15 protein-coding genes are annotated in these 13,577 nt (G+C 69.4%); 7 read left to right on the top strand and 8 right to left on the bottom strand.

Annotated features, from left to right (window positions below):
- Positions 1-10: 10 nt before the first annotated feature.
- The 6 genes from AC3A6J_RS12560 to AC3A6J_RS12535 form a co-directional block, all read right to left on the bottom strand.
- Positions 11-1,279 carry an efflux RND transporter periplasmic adaptor subunit gene (locus AC3A6J_RS12560; protein WP_487860274.1) on the bottom strand — a complete coding sequence of 423 codons (1,269 nt, stop codon included), beginning with the start codon at positions 1,277-1,279 and terminating at the stop codon, positions 11-13.
- On the bottom strand, positions 1,276-2,556 hold the full coding sequence (locus tag AC3A6J_RS12555; RefSeq protein WP_487860273.1) for a TolC family protein: 1,281 nt from the start codon (positions 2,554-2,556) through the stop codon (positions 1,276-1,278). Before AC3A6J_RS12555 ends, AC3A6J_RS12560 begins: the two co-directional genes overlap by 4 nt.
- Positions 2,557-2,666: 110 nt before the next feature.
- Entirely contained in the window at positions 2,667-3,050 is a 384-nt protein-coding gene (czcI, locus tag AC3A6J_RS12550) for a cation efflux protein, CzcI family (RefSeq protein ID WP_487860272.1), read from the bottom strand.
- A gap of 77 nt (positions 3,051-3,127) precedes the next feature.
- The gene (locus AC3A6J_RS12545; protein WP_487860271.1) at positions 3,128-3,526 is read right to left on the bottom strand and encodes a lysozyme inhibitor LprI family protein; all 399 of its coding nucleotides are present in this window, start codon (positions 3,524-3,526) and stop codon (positions 3,128-3,130) included.
- Positions 3,527-3,579: 53 nt separating this feature from the next.
- Positions 3,580-4,173: a hypothetical protein gene (locus tag AC3A6J_RS12540; RefSeq protein WP_487860270.1), complete on the bottom strand. Its 594-nt coding sequence runs from the start codon at positions 4,171-4,173 to the stop codon at positions 3,580-3,582.
- A gap of 13 nt (positions 4,174-4,186) precedes the next feature.
- Positions 4,187-4,450 carry a DUF1272 domain-containing protein gene (locus AC3A6J_RS12535; protein ID WP_487860269.1) on the bottom strand — a complete coding sequence of 88 codons (264 nt, stop codon included), beginning with the start codon at positions 4,448-4,450 and terminating at the stop codon, positions 4,187-4,189.
- Positions 4,451-4,581: 131 nt separating this feature from the next.
- Here AC3A6J_RS12535 and AC3A6J_RS12530 point away from each other — a divergent pair, with 131 nt between their 5' ends.
- Positions 4,582-5,361, top strand: coding sequence for an SDR family NAD(P)-dependent oxidoreductase (locus AC3A6J_RS12530; RefSeq protein WP_487860268.1), 780 nt, complete (start codon positions 4,582-4,584; stop codon positions 5,359-5,361).
- 25 nt (positions 5,362-5,386) lie between these two features.
- Here the strand turns inward: AC3A6J_RS12530 and AC3A6J_RS12525 are convergent, their stop codons facing one another.
- Entirely contained in the window at positions 5,387-6,346 is a 960-nt protein-coding gene (locus AC3A6J_RS12525) for a Bug family tripartite tricarboxylate transporter substrate binding protein (protein ID WP_487860267.1), read from the bottom strand.
- Between the two features lie 175 nt (positions 6,347-6,521).
- Here AC3A6J_RS12525 and AC3A6J_RS12520 point away from each other — a divergent pair, with 175 nt between their 5' ends.
- The gene (locus AC3A6J_RS12520; protein WP_487860266.1) at positions 6,522-7,403 is read left to right on the top strand and encodes an SMP-30/gluconolactonase/LRE family protein; all 882 of its coding nucleotides are present in this window, start codon (positions 6,522-6,524) and stop codon (positions 7,401-7,403) included.
- Positions 7,404-7,415: 12 nt separating this feature from the next.
- Here AC3A6J_RS12520 and AC3A6J_RS12515 read toward each other — a convergent pair whose 3' ends face one another.
- A complete protein-coding gene (locus tag AC3A6J_RS12515; RefSeq protein WP_487860265.1) occupies positions 7,416-8,318 on the bottom strand; it encodes a LysR family transcriptional regulator in 903 nt (300 codons plus the stop codon).
- Between the two features lie 99 nt (positions 8,319-8,417).
- Here AC3A6J_RS12515 and AC3A6J_RS12510 point away from each other — a divergent pair, with 99 nt between their 5' ends.
- From AC3A6J_RS12510 to AC3A6J_RS12490, 5 genes are read left to right on the top strand one after another with little or no spacing between them, the layout of a single operon-like run.
- Positions 8,418-9,518, top strand: coding sequence for an LLM class flavin-dependent oxidoreductase (locus tag AC3A6J_RS12510; RefSeq protein WP_487860264.1), 1,101 nt, complete (start codon positions 8,418-8,420; stop codon positions 9,516-9,518).
- 9 nt (positions 9,519-9,527) lie between these two features.
- The gene (locus tag AC3A6J_RS12505) at positions 9,528-10,478 is read left to right on the top strand and encodes a flavin reductase (protein ID WP_487860263.1); all 951 of its coding nucleotides are present in this window, start codon (positions 9,528-9,530) and stop codon (positions 10,476-10,478) included.
- Between the two features lie 39 nt (positions 10,479-10,517).
- Positions 10,518-11,696: an acyl-CoA dehydrogenase family protein gene (locus AC3A6J_RS12500; protein ID WP_487860262.1), complete on the top strand. Its 1,179-nt coding sequence runs from the start codon at positions 10,518-10,520 to the stop codon at positions 11,694-11,696.
- A 6-nt stretch (positions 11,697-11,702) separates the two neighbouring features.
- Positions 11,703-12,818 carry an acyl-CoA dehydrogenase family protein gene (locus tag AC3A6J_RS12495; protein ID WP_487860261.1) on the top strand — a complete coding sequence of 372 codons (1,116 nt, stop codon included), beginning with the start codon at positions 11,703-11,705 and terminating at the stop codon, positions 12,816-12,818.
- Positions 12,815-13,576, top strand: a complete 762-nt coding sequence (locus tag AC3A6J_RS12490) for an enoyl-CoA hydratase/isomerase family protein (RefSeq protein ID WP_487860260.1) — start codon at positions 12,815-12,817, stop codon at positions 13,574-13,576. Before AC3A6J_RS12495 ends, AC3A6J_RS12490 begins: the two co-directional genes overlap by 4 nt.
- Position 13,577: the final 1 nt, after the last annotated feature.

Raw genomic sequence — 13,577 nt, 5'->3', positions numbered from 1 at the left:
TTCCGTGGGCTCAGTGGGTGTGCGACGCGGAGCCCTTGCCCTGCTCCGCCTTGACGATGAAGCTGCCTGCGGCGGCATGCGCGGCGCCGGCTTCGAGCCCTCTGACGATCTCCACGCGCTTGCCGTCGGTGCGCCCGGTCTGCACCGGGTGCGCCATGAAGCCGCCGTCCACCTTGACGAAGACCGTCGGCTTGCCGTCGATGGTCTGCAGGGCTTCGGTCGCGACCGTGACCGGCGCACGGGTCTCCTCGGCGACGACCTCGACGTTCACGAACAGGCCCGGACGCCAGGCGAGGCTGGGGTTCGGCAGCACCACGCGGGCGCGCGCGGTGCGCGTCTGCTCCCCGATCAGCGAACCGACGTAGGCCACCTTGCCCTCGGCCGCCGCATCGATGGCGCTGGCGCGCACCATGACCTGCTCGCCCACGCGCACGCGCGGCAGGTCGCCGGCACCGATATTCATCTCGGCCCACACGGTCGACAGGTCGGAAACCGTGAAGACGTTGGCGTCCTCCTTGACCGCTTCGCCGAGCGCGATGTGCTTCTCGACCACCATGCCGTCGAAGGGTGCGCGCAGTTCGTAGCGCCCGAGGCTGCCCGCCGAGGGCGTGGCGCCGAGCGCCTGGAGCTTCTGGCCGGCGTTGGCCGCGGCGATCTCCGCCTCGCGCAGCGCCTGCCGCGCCTGCAGCACGTCCTGCTCGGGCGAGATCTTTTCCTCCCAGAGCTTCTTCTCGCGCGCGTAGGTGGTTCTCGCGAGCTCGAGGCGCTTCTGCGCGGTGCCGAGTTCGCTGCGCTGCTCGGAGACAGCGGCGCTCGAGATCACCGCCAGCACCTGGCCCTTCTTCACCTGCTGGCCGAGATCGGCCGACACGCGCTCGACCACACCCGCAACGCGCGGCACCACGTGCGCCGTGCGGTCTTCGTTGAAGCGGATCTCGCCGGGAAACTGCAGCACCTGGCGCAGGGTGGCCTCGGTGGCGGTCTCCAGCGCAATGCCCGCGGCCTTGGCCTGGGCTTCGGACATCGCGATCTTGCCGGGCTCCTTGGCATGTTCGGCTTCGCCCTTGTCGGCGTCTTCCTCCTTGTGAGTGCCCTCGTCCTCCTCATGCCCTCCGCCTTCGCCGTGGCCGTGTTCATGTGCGTGCTCGCCGCCAGGCATGCCGCCTGTCTGCGGGCGAAGCATCATGGCGCCGGCAACGATGCCGACGATGACGATGAGCGCCACCGCGATCCACTGCTTGCGGCCGGTCGGGCGCGGGGAATTCTGTTCGGGTTTCATGGTCGGTCCTGGAATGAGGTTGCGGCAAGCGGTACGGCGGACGTGCCGATCAGCCGGTCGATGTCGGCGGCGGCGCGATGCGCGTCGCCGAGCGCCCTGAGGTGCTGGGCACGGGCCTGGAACAGCGTGCGCTGGGCATCGAGCGCTTCGAGGAAGCTGAACTTCCCGAGCTCGAAGCCGCGGGTGGCGGCATCGAAGGCGCTCTGCGCGCCGGGTACAACTTCACTCTCCAGCGTCTCGGCTTCGATGCGTGCAGTCGCTAGCCGCTGCTGTGCAAGCAGCAACTCCGCGCGCAGGCGCACCCCGACCGCGTCCGCCTCGTCGCGTGCCTTGTCCTCGCGGCGCAGCGCCTCGCGCAGGTTGCCGCGGTTGCTGTCGAAGATCGGCAGCGGCACCGAGATACCGATCAGCACCTGATCACGACCCGAATCGGGAGTGCGCTTCGCACCGAGCGTGAGGGTGACATCGGGCACGCGCCCGGCCCGCTCGATCGACGCGAGTGCGCGCCGGTGCTCGACCTCCAGCGCCGCCAGCCGCAGGGCCGGTGCCTCGTCCAGGCGCTGTGCCAGGTCGGGGCCGCGCGGCGGCGGCGGCAGGCTTTGCGCACTGCCGTCGAGCTGCGACAGGTCGAGATCGGCAACGCCGATTGCGCTGCGCAGGCTGTGCAGGCTCGCTTCGCGTTCGCTGCGCGCCTGGGCCAGTTCGACGGCCACGCTGGCCGCGGCGACCTTCGCCTTGGTTTCTTCGACCGGCGACACCTTGCCGGCCGCAACCCGTTTGGCGGCGCCCTCGCTACCGCTTCGGGCCAGCCGCAGCAGCGCCTCGGCGAGCCCGACACGCTCCTGAGCAACCAGCGCCGCGAAGAAGGCCGCGCTCACGCCGGCGCGAACCTCGGCTTCGCGCACTTCTCGCTGCGTGCGTGCCACTTCGCGTGCGCGCTCGGCCGCATCGATGCGCGCGGCGCGCTTGCCGCCGAGTTCGATCGGCTGGCTCAGCAGGATGGTGGTCGTGCGCGTTTCACGCCGCGTGTCCTCGATCTCGACGCCGAGCGTCGGGTTGGGCAGCAGCACGCCGGCCTGTTCGCGCGCGGCGTCCACGGCCTCGATCTCGCGCGACGCGGCGCGCAAGTCGGGGTGCCGGTCGTGCGCGAGCGAGATGGCGCGCGCCAGCGTCAGCGGGTGTGTAGTTGCTGGCGCGGCCGCCAAGGGGGGCTGCGCGAGCGAGGGGTTGATTGCCAATGCCGCCAAAAAAGCCAGCGGCACAAGAAGCCTGTGCATCGAATTCTCCAGGTTGTGAAAGGAACAACGGGGGAATCCGGCGCGCGCGTCAACGCATCATCCGAAGATGAATACGAAGAGGAAAAAGGGGTCGGGGGCGGCGCGCCGGACTAGCCGACGCGGACCCAATTGGGGCGGTCGATGCGATCGGCGCCGAGCGCCGCATGCGGGGGCGGCGATGCGCTGGCAAAGTGCTGGCGCAGGTCCAGCGTGCAGTCGGCCATCGCGCTCGCGAACGGCTTGGCGCAGCCGAGATGGCAGACGCTGCAGTCGCCGTGGTCCAGGCCGAGCGGCGCGGCGCTGTCGCCGTCACTGTCCGGTGCCGCTTGCGAGGTTTTTGCCGCGGCACCCTGCCCGTCGGCATGCTCGTGCGAATGATGGCCGAGGTGCCACGCCTTCGCGTCCTGCTCGTGCTGGCAATAGCCAGCCGCACCGGCCCAGGCGAACTGGAGCGGCAGCACGAACAGAAGAAAGACCAGGAGCCAGCGGCGCATCGGCCAAGTATATCGAGGGGGGGGCGCGGCCGGTGCAGCAAAGTCCTTACGGCCAGGCCGCCCTCACCCATGCAGCCTCAACGCGCGCCAGGTATCGCGCAGCTCGCGCGCTCCTGCTCATCGGCCGCGCTGCTGCATTTCAGAAGGTCTTCGAAATCATTGGCACGGCTGGCGGTCAGCCCGGCCACACAGCTGGAAACGTTCATCGGCTGCATGCTGCCATCGGCGCTGCGCACGGTCCGCAAAGTGCATTCGGCGTCGCGGAAGGCCAGCCATTTCTTCTGGGCATCGACCAGCAGCTTGCTGGTGCGCGGGTCGGCTTTCAAGCGCGCCTGCATCTGCTTGTACAGCTGGTTGAGCCGGGTGTCGGCCTGCTTCAGGTCGGCTGCGGCACAGGCATTCAGCTGGGCCTGGGTCTGGGCCTTGTCCATGCAGGCATCGTCGGCTTGCGCCGGCGACACGAGCGCCGCCGACATCGCGAGACCCAGCCACCAGGCCGCGCGTTGGGCAATCATTTTCATAAGGGTCCTCAATCCAGCGTGTCGAAAAGACGGAAGATCCACGACAGCTGGTAGACCAGCATCGCGGCGACGAAGAGTCCGTGGAAGCGCCGGCTGCTGCTCATTGCCGCCGCGACGCAAAGCAGCACGAGCACCGGCGTGCGGATCAGGTACTCGAACCCGAAGCGCGCGAAGTGCGCTTCGCCCTTGATCAGGGTGTCGACCACATCGAGCAGGAAGGTCGCGCCCAGCAGGCCGAAGAACCAGGCGCGCCGGGCATAGAAGTAGTCCTCGTAGCTCTCGTAGTCGCGCATGCTGTCGGGAAAGAGCAGCGCGCACAGCAGGAACAGCACGACCGCATAGCTGACGAGGAAGGCGTAGGTCCCGAAGGTCCAGACATGGACCTGGAACAGGCCGAACTCCCACCACCAGAAATGCACCAGCGCCAGCAACACCGAACCGACCCAGGCAAGGTGCACCGCATAGAGCCGGTACTGGGCCGGATGCTGCACGATGCGCGCGACACCCGAGAGCAGGCGCGTGAGGCCGAGGCCAATCACCATGCCCATGACGATGCGGATGTGCGGAAAGATGTCGTGCGCGGAAAGAACCTCTTGCTGCATGCCGGAACGCGCGTCAGGAAGCTGCTACTGCTGATGCCGCAGCGCAGCCTTCGGGCTTGAACACCCGCGTGGTCGAGGCCGGGTACTTCGCGAGCTTGGCCGCAGGCCGCGCTGGGCGCGGCAGCAATGCGCCGCCACAGTTGGGGCACGTGCCTGCGAGCTTGTGGCTCGCGCAATCGCTGCAGAAGGTGCACTCGAAGGAACAGATGCGGGCATCGGTCGAATCGGCCGGCAAGTCGCGGTCGCAGCACTCGCATCCGGGGCGCATTTGAAGCATGGCGAAACCTCGAGGGAAGTGGGATCGGTGAAGCTTAAACGAAGGCCGCAAAGGAGGTTTTCGCTTTCATCAACGCCATCCCGCGGGCCGGTGCCTAGACTGCGCCGACCCGATTTCAAGGCCAGCACCCGATGACGAAACACACGCCCCTGCCACCCGCTTTCGACAACACGGTCGCGCTCGTGAGCGGCGCGAGCCAGGGCATCGGCCAGGCGATTGCGCACCGCCTGCTCGAAGCCGGCTGCCGCGTGGCGCTCACCGACGTTCAGTTCGACGGCGCCCGGCAGGCAGCGGCTGCGCTCGACCAGTCGTTCGCCGGACGCTGCCGCCCCTACGCGCTCGATGTGCGCGACGCCGCGCAATGCCGGGCCGTGGTCGCCGACCTCGATCGCACCTGGGGCCCGGTCGGCGTGCTCATCAACAACGCGGGCGTGGGTGGGCGCAGCAAGTCCGAGGACGCCGCCGAACTTGCCGAAGACCTCGACCGCGTGATGGCCGTCAACGTGAAGGGCCTGCTCCAGCTCACGATGAGTTGCGCCGAAGGCCTCAAGCGGACCCGCGGCGCGGTGGTCAACGTGGCTTCGATCACCACGCTGGTCGCCACCCGTGCGCACCTGGCCTACGGCGCATCGAAGGGCGCGGTCGGGCAGCTCACGAAATTCCTGGCACGCGACTTCGGGCCGCACGGCGTGCGCGTCAACGCGGTGGCGCCGGGCCTGGTCATGACGCCGATGACCACGCAGGTCGCGCAGGACACCGCGCGCTTCTCGCGGATGGTCGAGCGCACCTTCCTGCAGCGCGCGGGCGCGCCCGACGACATCGCGGGGCCGGTGGTCTTCCTCGCGTCGGACCAGGCGCGCTATGTGACCGGCGCCATCCTGCCGGTGGATGGAGGCTACACCGCCAACTGAGGCGCCGCCGCGGCGGCCCGCACGTTCATTGCTGCTTTGGCAGGTTCAGGCCGCGCAGCACAGGTACCCAGCGGTCGAACTCGGCCTGCACGAACTTGGCGAGCTCTTCGGGTGTGCTGCCGCGCGGCTCCATGCCCATGGCACGCGCCTTGGTGACGAATGCGGGGTCGGCGATGACCTCGCTCACCGCCTTGTTGAGACGCTGGACCGCGTCGGGCGGCGTGGCCGAGGGCACCGAGAGCGAATACCAGAGCAGCGCCTCGAAGTCGAAGCCTTGCTCCTTGAAGGTGGGCGCATCGGGCACCTGCGGCAGCCTGCGGCTGTCCATCACGCCGAGCACGCGCAGCTTGCCGCTCTGGATCAGCGACAGCGAACCCGTGATCGAGGTGCCGTCGATGTCGATGGTGCCGCTCAGCAGGGCCTGGATCGCGGGCGCATCGCCGTTGAACGGCACATGCGTGGTCGAAATGCCGGCCATCTTCTCGAAGCTCAGCGGCGCGAAGTTGGTCATGATCGCCTCGCCCGGCGAACCGCGGTTGATCTTGCCGGGGTTGGCCTTGGCATAGGCCACCATCTCCTTGATGTTCTTGTAGGGCAGGTCCATGCGGCCGATGACGATCGCGGGCTGGTAGCCGATCTGCGTGACCGGCGCGAAATCCTTCTTCGGGTCGTAGGGCAGCTTCTCGAACAGCACCGTGTTGCTGGCCAGCGTACCGAGCGAGGACACCAGCACCGTGTTGCCGTCGGGCTTTGCGCGCGCCACGTGGTCGGCCGCCACGATGCCGCTGGCGCCGGGCTTGTTCTCGACGATGACCTGCGTGCCCTTCTTGGTGAGCTCGCTGGCGAGCAGCCGCACGTACTGGTCGGTGCCGCCGCCCGCGGCGAACGGCACCACGAGGCGCACCGGCTGCTGCGCATGGGCCACCGTGCCCGCCACGAGGCAGAGGCCGAGCAGCGCGCGCGCGATGAACTTGAATCGAGCCATTTTTTGTCTCCTGTTTCGCTTGAATCGAGGCCGGCGAAAAGGGGCCTGACCGGGCCCGTTCTTCCGTCCGCCGAGGCAGTCTAGCGAGCCGCGGCGCCGGTGCGCTGCAAGGACTGAAAAGCTGCTTTGCGCCGGCCGCAGCCGCCGTGCGCGCGTCGGCGCCACACTGCAGGCCATGAAGGAACCGGCCGTTTGCATCCTCGGGGACACCCGCGACCTGTTGGGCGAGAGCCCGTTCTGGGACGCGCGAACCGGCACGCTGTGCTGGATCGATTCATTCGGCGGCGCGCTGCACCGTCGCCGCCTCGCCGACGGCAAGGCCGAACGACATGACCTGCCCCCGCCCGTTGGCGCCGCCGCGCCTTGCGAGAGCGGCGCGGTGCTCGTGTCGCTGCAGCACGGCTTCGCGCGCTACGACCTCGCCACGCGGCAGCTCGAACCGATCGCAGGCATCGACACCGACCACCCCGACGTGCGCCTCAACGACGGCAAGTGCGACCCCTGGGGCAACTTCATCGCCGGCACGCTGCATGGCCACCGCGCGCCCGGCGACCCGATCCTGGGCGGACTCTACCGGCTGCGGCCCGACCGCCGCGTGGAGCGCCTCGCCGAAGGTTTCGCGCTCGCCAACGGCCCCGCCTTCAGCCCCGACGGGCGCACCTTCTACATCGCCGACAGCCCTGCCCGCACCATCTGGGCCTTCGACTACACGCCCGACGGCCCGCTCGAGAACCGGCGCGTCTTCGCCGAGACCGAGCCCTTCGGCTCCGGGCCCGACGGTGCGACGGTGGACGCCGAGGGCTTCGTCTGGACCGTGCTGCCCCGTGCGGCGCGGATGGTGCGCCTGGCGCCCGACGGCCGGCTCGACCGCACGGTGGCGCTGCCCGCGACCTACCCGAGCAGCCTGTGCTTCGGCGGCGAGCGCCTCGACCGCGCTTTCGTGACCTCGATCTCGAAGAGCACCAACCTCACGGGCACGGCGCCGCAGGACGGCGCGCTGTTCGAGGTGCGCGGGCTGCCCGCGCCCGGGCTGGCGCCGCACCGCTTTGCGGACTGAACGGCGCTGCGCTCAACCCTCGCGCAGCGCCTCGGCGATGAAATCGACGAACGCGCGCACCTTCAGCGGCAGCGTACGGCTGTTGCGGAACACCGCATAGATGCCGTTGGAAAACGCGCGCACCGCAAAGCGGTGGTCGGGCAGCACGCGCACCAGCGTGCCGTCGTGCAGGCAGCTGCGTACCGTGGCTTCCGACAGCAGTGCAATGCCCATGCCGCCGATGGCCGCGAGCCGCAGCACTTCGCCGTTGTTCGCGCTCAGCACCCCCTGGATCGCGAGTTCCTGCTGCTGACCCTCCTCGTCGATGTATTTCCAGGTGGTGGCCTCGCGCTCGCGCCGGTAGGTGAGGCAGCGCACCTCGGTGAGGTCGCGCGGGTGGCGGATGCGCTTGTGCACCTTCATGAACGCAGGGCTCGCCACCAGCACCTCGTCGCTGCTGAGCAGCCGCTTGATGACGAAGCTCGAATCGTTCGATTCGCCGGTGCGGATGTCGACGTCGAAATCCTGCTCGACCAGGTTGACCGGATGCTCTGAAAGCTCCAGCTCGAGCTGGATGTCGGGATGGCGCTCGGCAAAGCCCGGCAGCAGCGGTGCGATCACGCGCAGCCCGAGCTGGGTGCGCGAATGGATGCGCAGCCGCCCCTCGGGCAGCAGCTTCGCGTTGCGAGCGGCCTCCTCGGCACGCGCCATCGCCTCGAGCACCTCTTCCGCATGCTCGAGAAAGGCCTGGCCGGCCTCGGTGACCTTGAGGTTGCGGCTGGTGCGGTCCACCAGCTGCACGCCGAGTTCTTCTTCGAGCGCGCTGATGCGCCGCGAGATGGTGGCGGGCGACAGGCTCAGGCTGCGCCCCGCGGCCGAGAGGCTGCCCTTCCTCTGGACGATCACGAAGATGCGCAGCGAGTCGAGGGCTTTCATTTCAATCCACGCAAAGAAGGTGTGCGAAGCATGGTGCGCCGCGCGCGCACCCCGCTCCTACGATTCCCGGCACGCAACCAGCCTACAAGGAGCCCAGCGATGGATTTCGGAATCTTCATATTGATGCAGCAACGGAACAAGCATAAGACCTCCCACCAGATCCTTCGCGACGCGGTGGAGCAGACGCGCCTCGCGGACGAGCTGGGCTTCGGCGCGGCCTGGTTCGCCGAGCACCACTTCAGCAACTACGGCATGTGCTCGTCGCCGCTGACGATGATCGCGCACTGCGCCGCGGCCACCCGCAGGATCCGGCTGGGTACCGGCATTGTCGTCGCACCGCTGTACACCCCGGCGCGGCTGATCGCCGACGTGGCCATGGTCGACCAGCTCTCCAACGGCCGCCTCAACCTGGGCATCGGCTCGGGCTACCAGCATTTCGAGTTCGAGCGCTTCGGCGTCTCGCTCGAAACGGCCAAGGGCCGCACCTTCGAGATGCTCGACATGCTCGAGATGGGCCTGAAAGAGCCCAAGTTCGGCTACGACGGCGAGTTCTACCAGCAGCCGATGAGCGCCATCAGCCAGCGCGCGGTGCAGCAGCCTATGCCGCCGATGTGGATCACGAGCGTCGACCCGGCGTTTCTCTCGCGCGCGATTCGCGCCGAGCACCACGTGTTCGTCTCGGGCGGCGACGGCGGCCTCGAGAAGCTCGCCGGCACGCGCGCGCTGATCGACAAGGTGGCACGCGCCGAAGGCAAAGACCCGGCGGGCGTGCAGGTGGGCCTGCTGCGCGCCGCTTACGCGAGCGACAACAAGGACGAGGTCGAGCGCTACCTCGACTGCGCGCGCTACCAGCGCCGCATTGCGGTGAGCCTGAAGCGCCGCACCGCGCAGATCGCCGACGACTACCAGGTCGAGGAAGGCATCGTCGAGGGCGAGCCCACGCTCGACGAGATGCGTGCGCTGCTGCCCGTGGGCAGCATCGACACGGTGATCGAGCGCGTGGTGAAAGAGATCCGCACGCTCAAGCCCGTGCACTACTGCTTCCAGACGCAGATGGGCGACTTCGACCATCCGACCATGCTGCGCCAGCTCGAGACCTGGGCCAAGGTGATCATCCCCGCGGTGCAGCAGGAGATCGCCAACGACCCGCCGCACGCGGGCGGCAAGGCGGTGGCGAGCGAACTCGCCGCCGCGGCCTGAGGCGGCGCCATGTCCGGCGAAGTCGTCGAACGCGCCGCGCAAGGCGCCCCGGCAGCGGTCGAGCCCACGCTGTTCCGCCAGCTGCTCGGCTGCTTCCCGACCGGCGTGGCCGTGATCACCACGCGCACGCCTGAAGGCGAGCCCGCGGGCCTGACCTGCAACTCGTTCAGTTCGGTGTCGCTCGAGCCGCCGCTGGTGCTGTTCAGCCTGCGCAAGGCAAGCAAGCTGCTCGCGACCTTCGAGCAGGCCGAGGGCTTCGCGATCAACATCCTCTCGGCGCAGCAGGACGCGCTCTCGGCGCGCTTCGCGTCGAGCCGCATCGCCGACAAATTCGAGGGCGTCGCCTGGCGCCCCGGCCAGCTCGGCATGCCGCTGATCGACGACTGCCTCGCGAGCTTCGAATGCCGCGTGTTCGCGCGCCACGAGGCCGGCGACCATGTGGTGTGCATCGGCGAGGTGCGCCACCTCGGCGCCGGCGCCGCCGACCATGCGCTGGTGTTCTACAAGGGCGCCTACATGATGCTGGCCGAGTCGCTGCGCCAGCTCGTGCTGCAGGGCCGGCTCGGCGACGCCGATGTCGACGAGGCCTACCGCACGCTCTACGGCACGTTGCTGCGCCTGGCCTGCGAGCGCGCCGACGAGGCCGAGCTCGACGCGGTCGAGGCCGCGGTCGATGCGATCGAGGCCCATGCCGACGATGCACCGCGCAAGGACCGCATCGATTCCGCGAGCCGCTTCTTCTCTGCCATCGCCGCCGCGGGCCACAACGAGGCACTGACGCTGATGGCGCAGACGATGACGAGCGTGCTGCGCGAGCGCATGACGCACGTGCTGCCGGTGCGCCCGCGCCCCGACCTTTTTCCGCTGCGCCGGAACATCGCCGCGCGCCTGCGTGCGCGCGATGCCGCGGGCGCCGCGGCCGCGCTCGACGAGCTGATCGCGCAGCTGCGCAAGGGCTGACAGGCCCGCGACCACGACATCCAAGGAGACAGAAAAATCATGTCCATCGACTACGCCGCGTTCCGGCGCGAACTCGACGCCTTCGCCCGCACCGCCTGCCCGCCCGAGATCCGCGCGGTGGTGGCCGCGGGCCAGAAGATCACCAAGCGCGAGTACCAGGCCTGGCAGAAGATCCTCCATGCGCGCGGCTGGGGCGCGCCGAGCTGGCCCGTCGATGCCGGCGGCACCGGCTGGGACATCCGCCAGCGCCTGATCTTCGAGGAGGTGATGGCCGAGAACGACTGCCCGCCGCTCTACCACCACGGCCTCGGCCACATCGGGCCGGTGATCATCCGCTTCGGCACGCCCGAGCAGAAGGCGCGCTTCCTGCCGCGCATCCTCGACGGCAGCGACTGGTGGTGCCAGGGCTATTCCGAGCCGGGCTCCGGCTCCGACCTCGCTTCGCTCTCGACCAGCGCGCGGCTCGATGGCGGCGAATGGGTCGTCGACGGCCAGAAGATCTGGACCTCGCATGCCCACGAGGCCAGCATGATCTACATGCTGGTGCGGACCTCGAAGGAGGCGAAGAAGCAGGACGGCATCTCGCTGCTGCTGGTGCCGATGGACACGCCCGGCATCACGGTGCGGCCGATCCGCACCATCGACGGCTGGCACCATCTCAACGAGGTGTTCTTCGATGCGGTGCGCGTGCGCGCCGACAACCTGATCGGCGAGGTCGGCAAGGGCTGGACCTGCGCCAAGTTCCTGCTCGAGCGCGAACGCCTGCCGCCGGCCAACGTGGCGCGGCTCGAACTCGTGCGGCGCCAGGTGGCGCGGCTGGTCGACGAGGCCGCGCGCGCCGCCGCGGGCAAGCGCGACTTCAGCAGCCTGCACCACAAGCTGCTGCTGTGCGAGGCCGACGTGAAGGGCGCGCGCGTGATGATGGCCGAGGCCACCGACGACCTGATCCACCAGCGCCCGCTCGGCGTGCAGCCCTCGGCCATCAAGATGACCTGCGCCGACGTGGCCCAGCGCCTGACCACGATCGCGCTCGATGCGGTCGGCCCCGAGGCCGCGCACCGCTTCCTGGCCCTGGTCAACGACGACGGCGGCGAGGGCACCGACGTGCCGGCCGCCACCTGGATCCAGAACTACATGTTCACGCGCGCCCGCACCATCGCCGGCGGCACCTCCGAAGTGCAGCGCAATGTGGTCGCCAACGAACTGCTCGGAGCCTGACACCCGATGTCCACATCCTTCCCCTCCCTCTTCCCGGGCATGCTGCTCGATGCGGCCGAGCGCTATGCGCAGGACCACGCCGGCGCGGCCGAACTGCCGGGCGACCCGGTGCGCGAACTCGGCTGGGCCGCGACGCTGGTGCCAGAGGCGTCCGGCGGCGTCGGTGGCACGCTGGCCGACCTGGCATCGATCGCCGAAGGGCTCGCCACGCACGGCCTGCAACTGCCGGTGGTCGAAACCTGCGCGGTCGTACCGCTGCTGCTGCAGGCCGCCGCGCCCGAGGCCGCCCACCGCTGGAGCCAGGCCGTGGCCGAGGGCAGCGCGCAGGTCGCGCCGCTCGTGGCGCTGTCTTCCACGCCCGACGAGATCGCGGTGCAGGCACGCCACCTCGACATCGGCTACGAGCTCGACGGCCGGGTGAACGGCGTCGACGTCTCGCTCGCGGCCACGCACTGGCTCGTGCCCGCCGAGGTCGATGGCGAGGCGGCGATCTTCCTCGTCGATGCCGAACGCATCGGCGCGCCCGCGGCGCGCTACCGCACGATGGAAGGCCGGCACGGTGCCGACTTTGCTTTCACGGGCCTCGCGCTGCCCGAAAGCGCCTGCCTCGCGCGCGGCGATGCGGCGCGCGCCGCGCTCGCGGCCACCACCGATGCTGCGCTGCTGCTCACGGCCGCCGACACGGTGGCCGCGCTCGCGGCGCTGATCCGCCAGACCGTCGCGCACCTGAAGGAGCGCCGCCAGTTCGGCGTGGCGCTTGCCACCTTCCAGGTGCTGCGCCACCGCACGGCCGACATGTACGTGAAGTACCTCGGCGCCAAGGGCCTCGTCGCGCACTGCTTCCAGGCGCACGACCAGCAGGCGCCCGACCTGCGCCGCACGCTGCGGCTCGCCAAGGTGTCGCTCGCCGAAACCGCGCGCCACTGCGCCGAGGCCGCGATCCAGATGCACGGCGGCATGGGCGTGAGCGAAGAGGTGCTCGCCACCCGCCTCGCGCAGCGCCTGATCGCGTCCGAGTTCCGCTACGGCGACCGCCTCACGCATGCCGCGCACCTGCACCCGGTGGCGGCCGACGCGGCGCCTTCCCCTGTTTCTTCCAACCTCACCGGGAGTGCACGATGACCGTCCACCTTGAAGTTTCCGAATACATCGCCGTCGTGCGCCTCGACAAGCCCCCCGTCAACGCGGTCGACCGCGAGACGCGGCGCCGCCTCATCGACGCCTTCGACGAGATCTCCGAGCGCGGCGACGTGCGCGTGGCCATCCTCACCGGCACGGGCAAGCACTTCTGCGCCGGCGCCGACCTCAAGGACCGCCCCGATCCCGACAAGGCCGGCGACTTCCTCGGCCACAACCGCCTCACGCGCGAGACCGGCAACGCGATCCGCGAATGCGCCAAGCCCGTGATCGCCGCGGTCAACGGCCCGGCGCTCGGTGCCGGCTTCGGGCTCATGGCCGCGTGCGACATCTTCCTCGCAGGCGAGGATGCGACCTTCGCCATGCCCGAGATCAACGTGGGCCTGGCCGGCGGTGTCTCGATGCTGCGCACGATGGTGGGCCGCTCGTTCACGCGGCGCATGTTCTTCACCGGCATGAAGGTGCCGGCCGCCGAGCTGTATCGCCGCGGCGTGATCGACGAGGTGGTGCCCACCGAGCGGCTGATGCCGCTCGCGATGGAGATCGCGCAGGAGATCGCATCGAAGGCGCCGCTCGCGATCGCCTATGCCAAGCAGGCAGCCAACATGATGGACCTGATGCCGCAGCGCGACGGCTACCGCTTCGAGCAGAACTTCACGATGGCGCTCTCGAAGACCGAAGACGCCCAGGAGGCGCGCCGCGCCTTCCTCGAGAAGCGCCAGCCGGTCTACAAGGGCCGCTGAA

The organism is Variovorax sp. Soil_C_39, assembly GCF_057656815.1.
This window is presented reverse-complemented; position numbering and strand designations above follow the sequence as displayed.

What these genes read in the sequence shown, in the direction of transcription:
- AC3A6J_RS12495 (WP_487860261.1), top strand. Translation starts at nt 11,703, where the DNA reads ATGTCCACATCCTTCCCCTCCCTCTTCCCGGGCATGCTGCTCGATGCG.
- AC3A6J_RS12560 (WP_487860274.1), bottom strand. Translation starts at nt 1,279, where the DNA reads ATGAAACCCGAACAGAATTCCCCGCGCCCGACCGGCCGCAAGCAGTGG.
- AC3A6J_RS12555 (WP_487860273.1), bottom strand. Translation starts at nt 2,556, where the DNA reads ATGCACAGGCTTCTTGTGCCGCTGGCTTTTTTGGCGGCATTGGCAATC.
- AC3A6J_RS12515 (WP_487860265.1), bottom strand. Translation starts at nt 8,318, where the DNA reads ATGAAAGCCCTCGACTCGCTGCGCATCTTCGTGATCGTCCAGAGGAAG.
- czcI (WP_487860272.1), bottom strand. Translation starts at nt 3,050, where the DNA reads ATGCGCCGCTGGCTCCTGGTCTTTCTTCTGTTCGTGCTGCCGCTCCAG.
- AC3A6J_RS12505 (WP_487860263.1), top strand. Translation starts at nt 9,528, where the DNA reads ATGTCCGGCGAAGTCGTCGAACGCGCCGCGCAAGGCGCCCCGGCAGCG.
- AC3A6J_RS12510 (WP_487860264.1), top strand. Translation starts at nt 8,418, where the DNA reads ATGGATTTCGGAATCTTCATATTGATGCAGCAACGGAACAAGCATAAG.
- AC3A6J_RS12520 (WP_487860266.1), top strand. Translation starts at nt 6,522, where the DNA reads ATGAAGGAACCGGCCGTTTGCATCCTCGGGGACACCCGCGACCTGTTG.
- AC3A6J_RS12540 (WP_487860270.1), bottom strand. Translation starts at nt 4,173, where the DNA reads ATGCAGCAAGAGGTTCTTTCCGCGCACGACATCTTTCCGCACATCCGC.
- AC3A6J_RS12500 (WP_487860262.1), top strand. Translation starts at nt 10,518, where the DNA reads ATGTCCATCGACTACGCCGCGTTCCGGCGCGAACTCGACGCCTTCGCC.
- AC3A6J_RS12530 (WP_487860268.1), top strand. Translation starts at nt 4,582, where the DNA reads ATGACGAAACACACGCCCCTGCCACCCGCTTTCGACAACACGGTCGCG.
- AC3A6J_RS12490 (WP_487860260.1), top strand. Translation starts at nt 12,815, where the DNA reads ATGACCGTCCACCTTGAAGTTTCCGAATACATCGCCGTCGTGCGCCTC.
- AC3A6J_RS12545 (WP_487860271.1), bottom strand. Translation starts at nt 3,526, where the DNA reads ATGTCGGCGGCGCTCGTGTCGCCGGCGCAAGCCGACGATGCCTGCATG.
- AC3A6J_RS12525 (WP_487860267.1), bottom strand. Translation starts at nt 6,346, where the DNA reads ATGGCTCGATTCAAGTTCATCGCGCGCGCGCTGCTCGGCCTCTGCCTC.
- AC3A6J_RS12535 (WP_487860269.1), bottom strand. Translation starts at nt 4,450, where the DNA reads ATGCTTCAAATGCGCCCCGGATGCGAGTGCTGCGACCGCGACTTGCCG.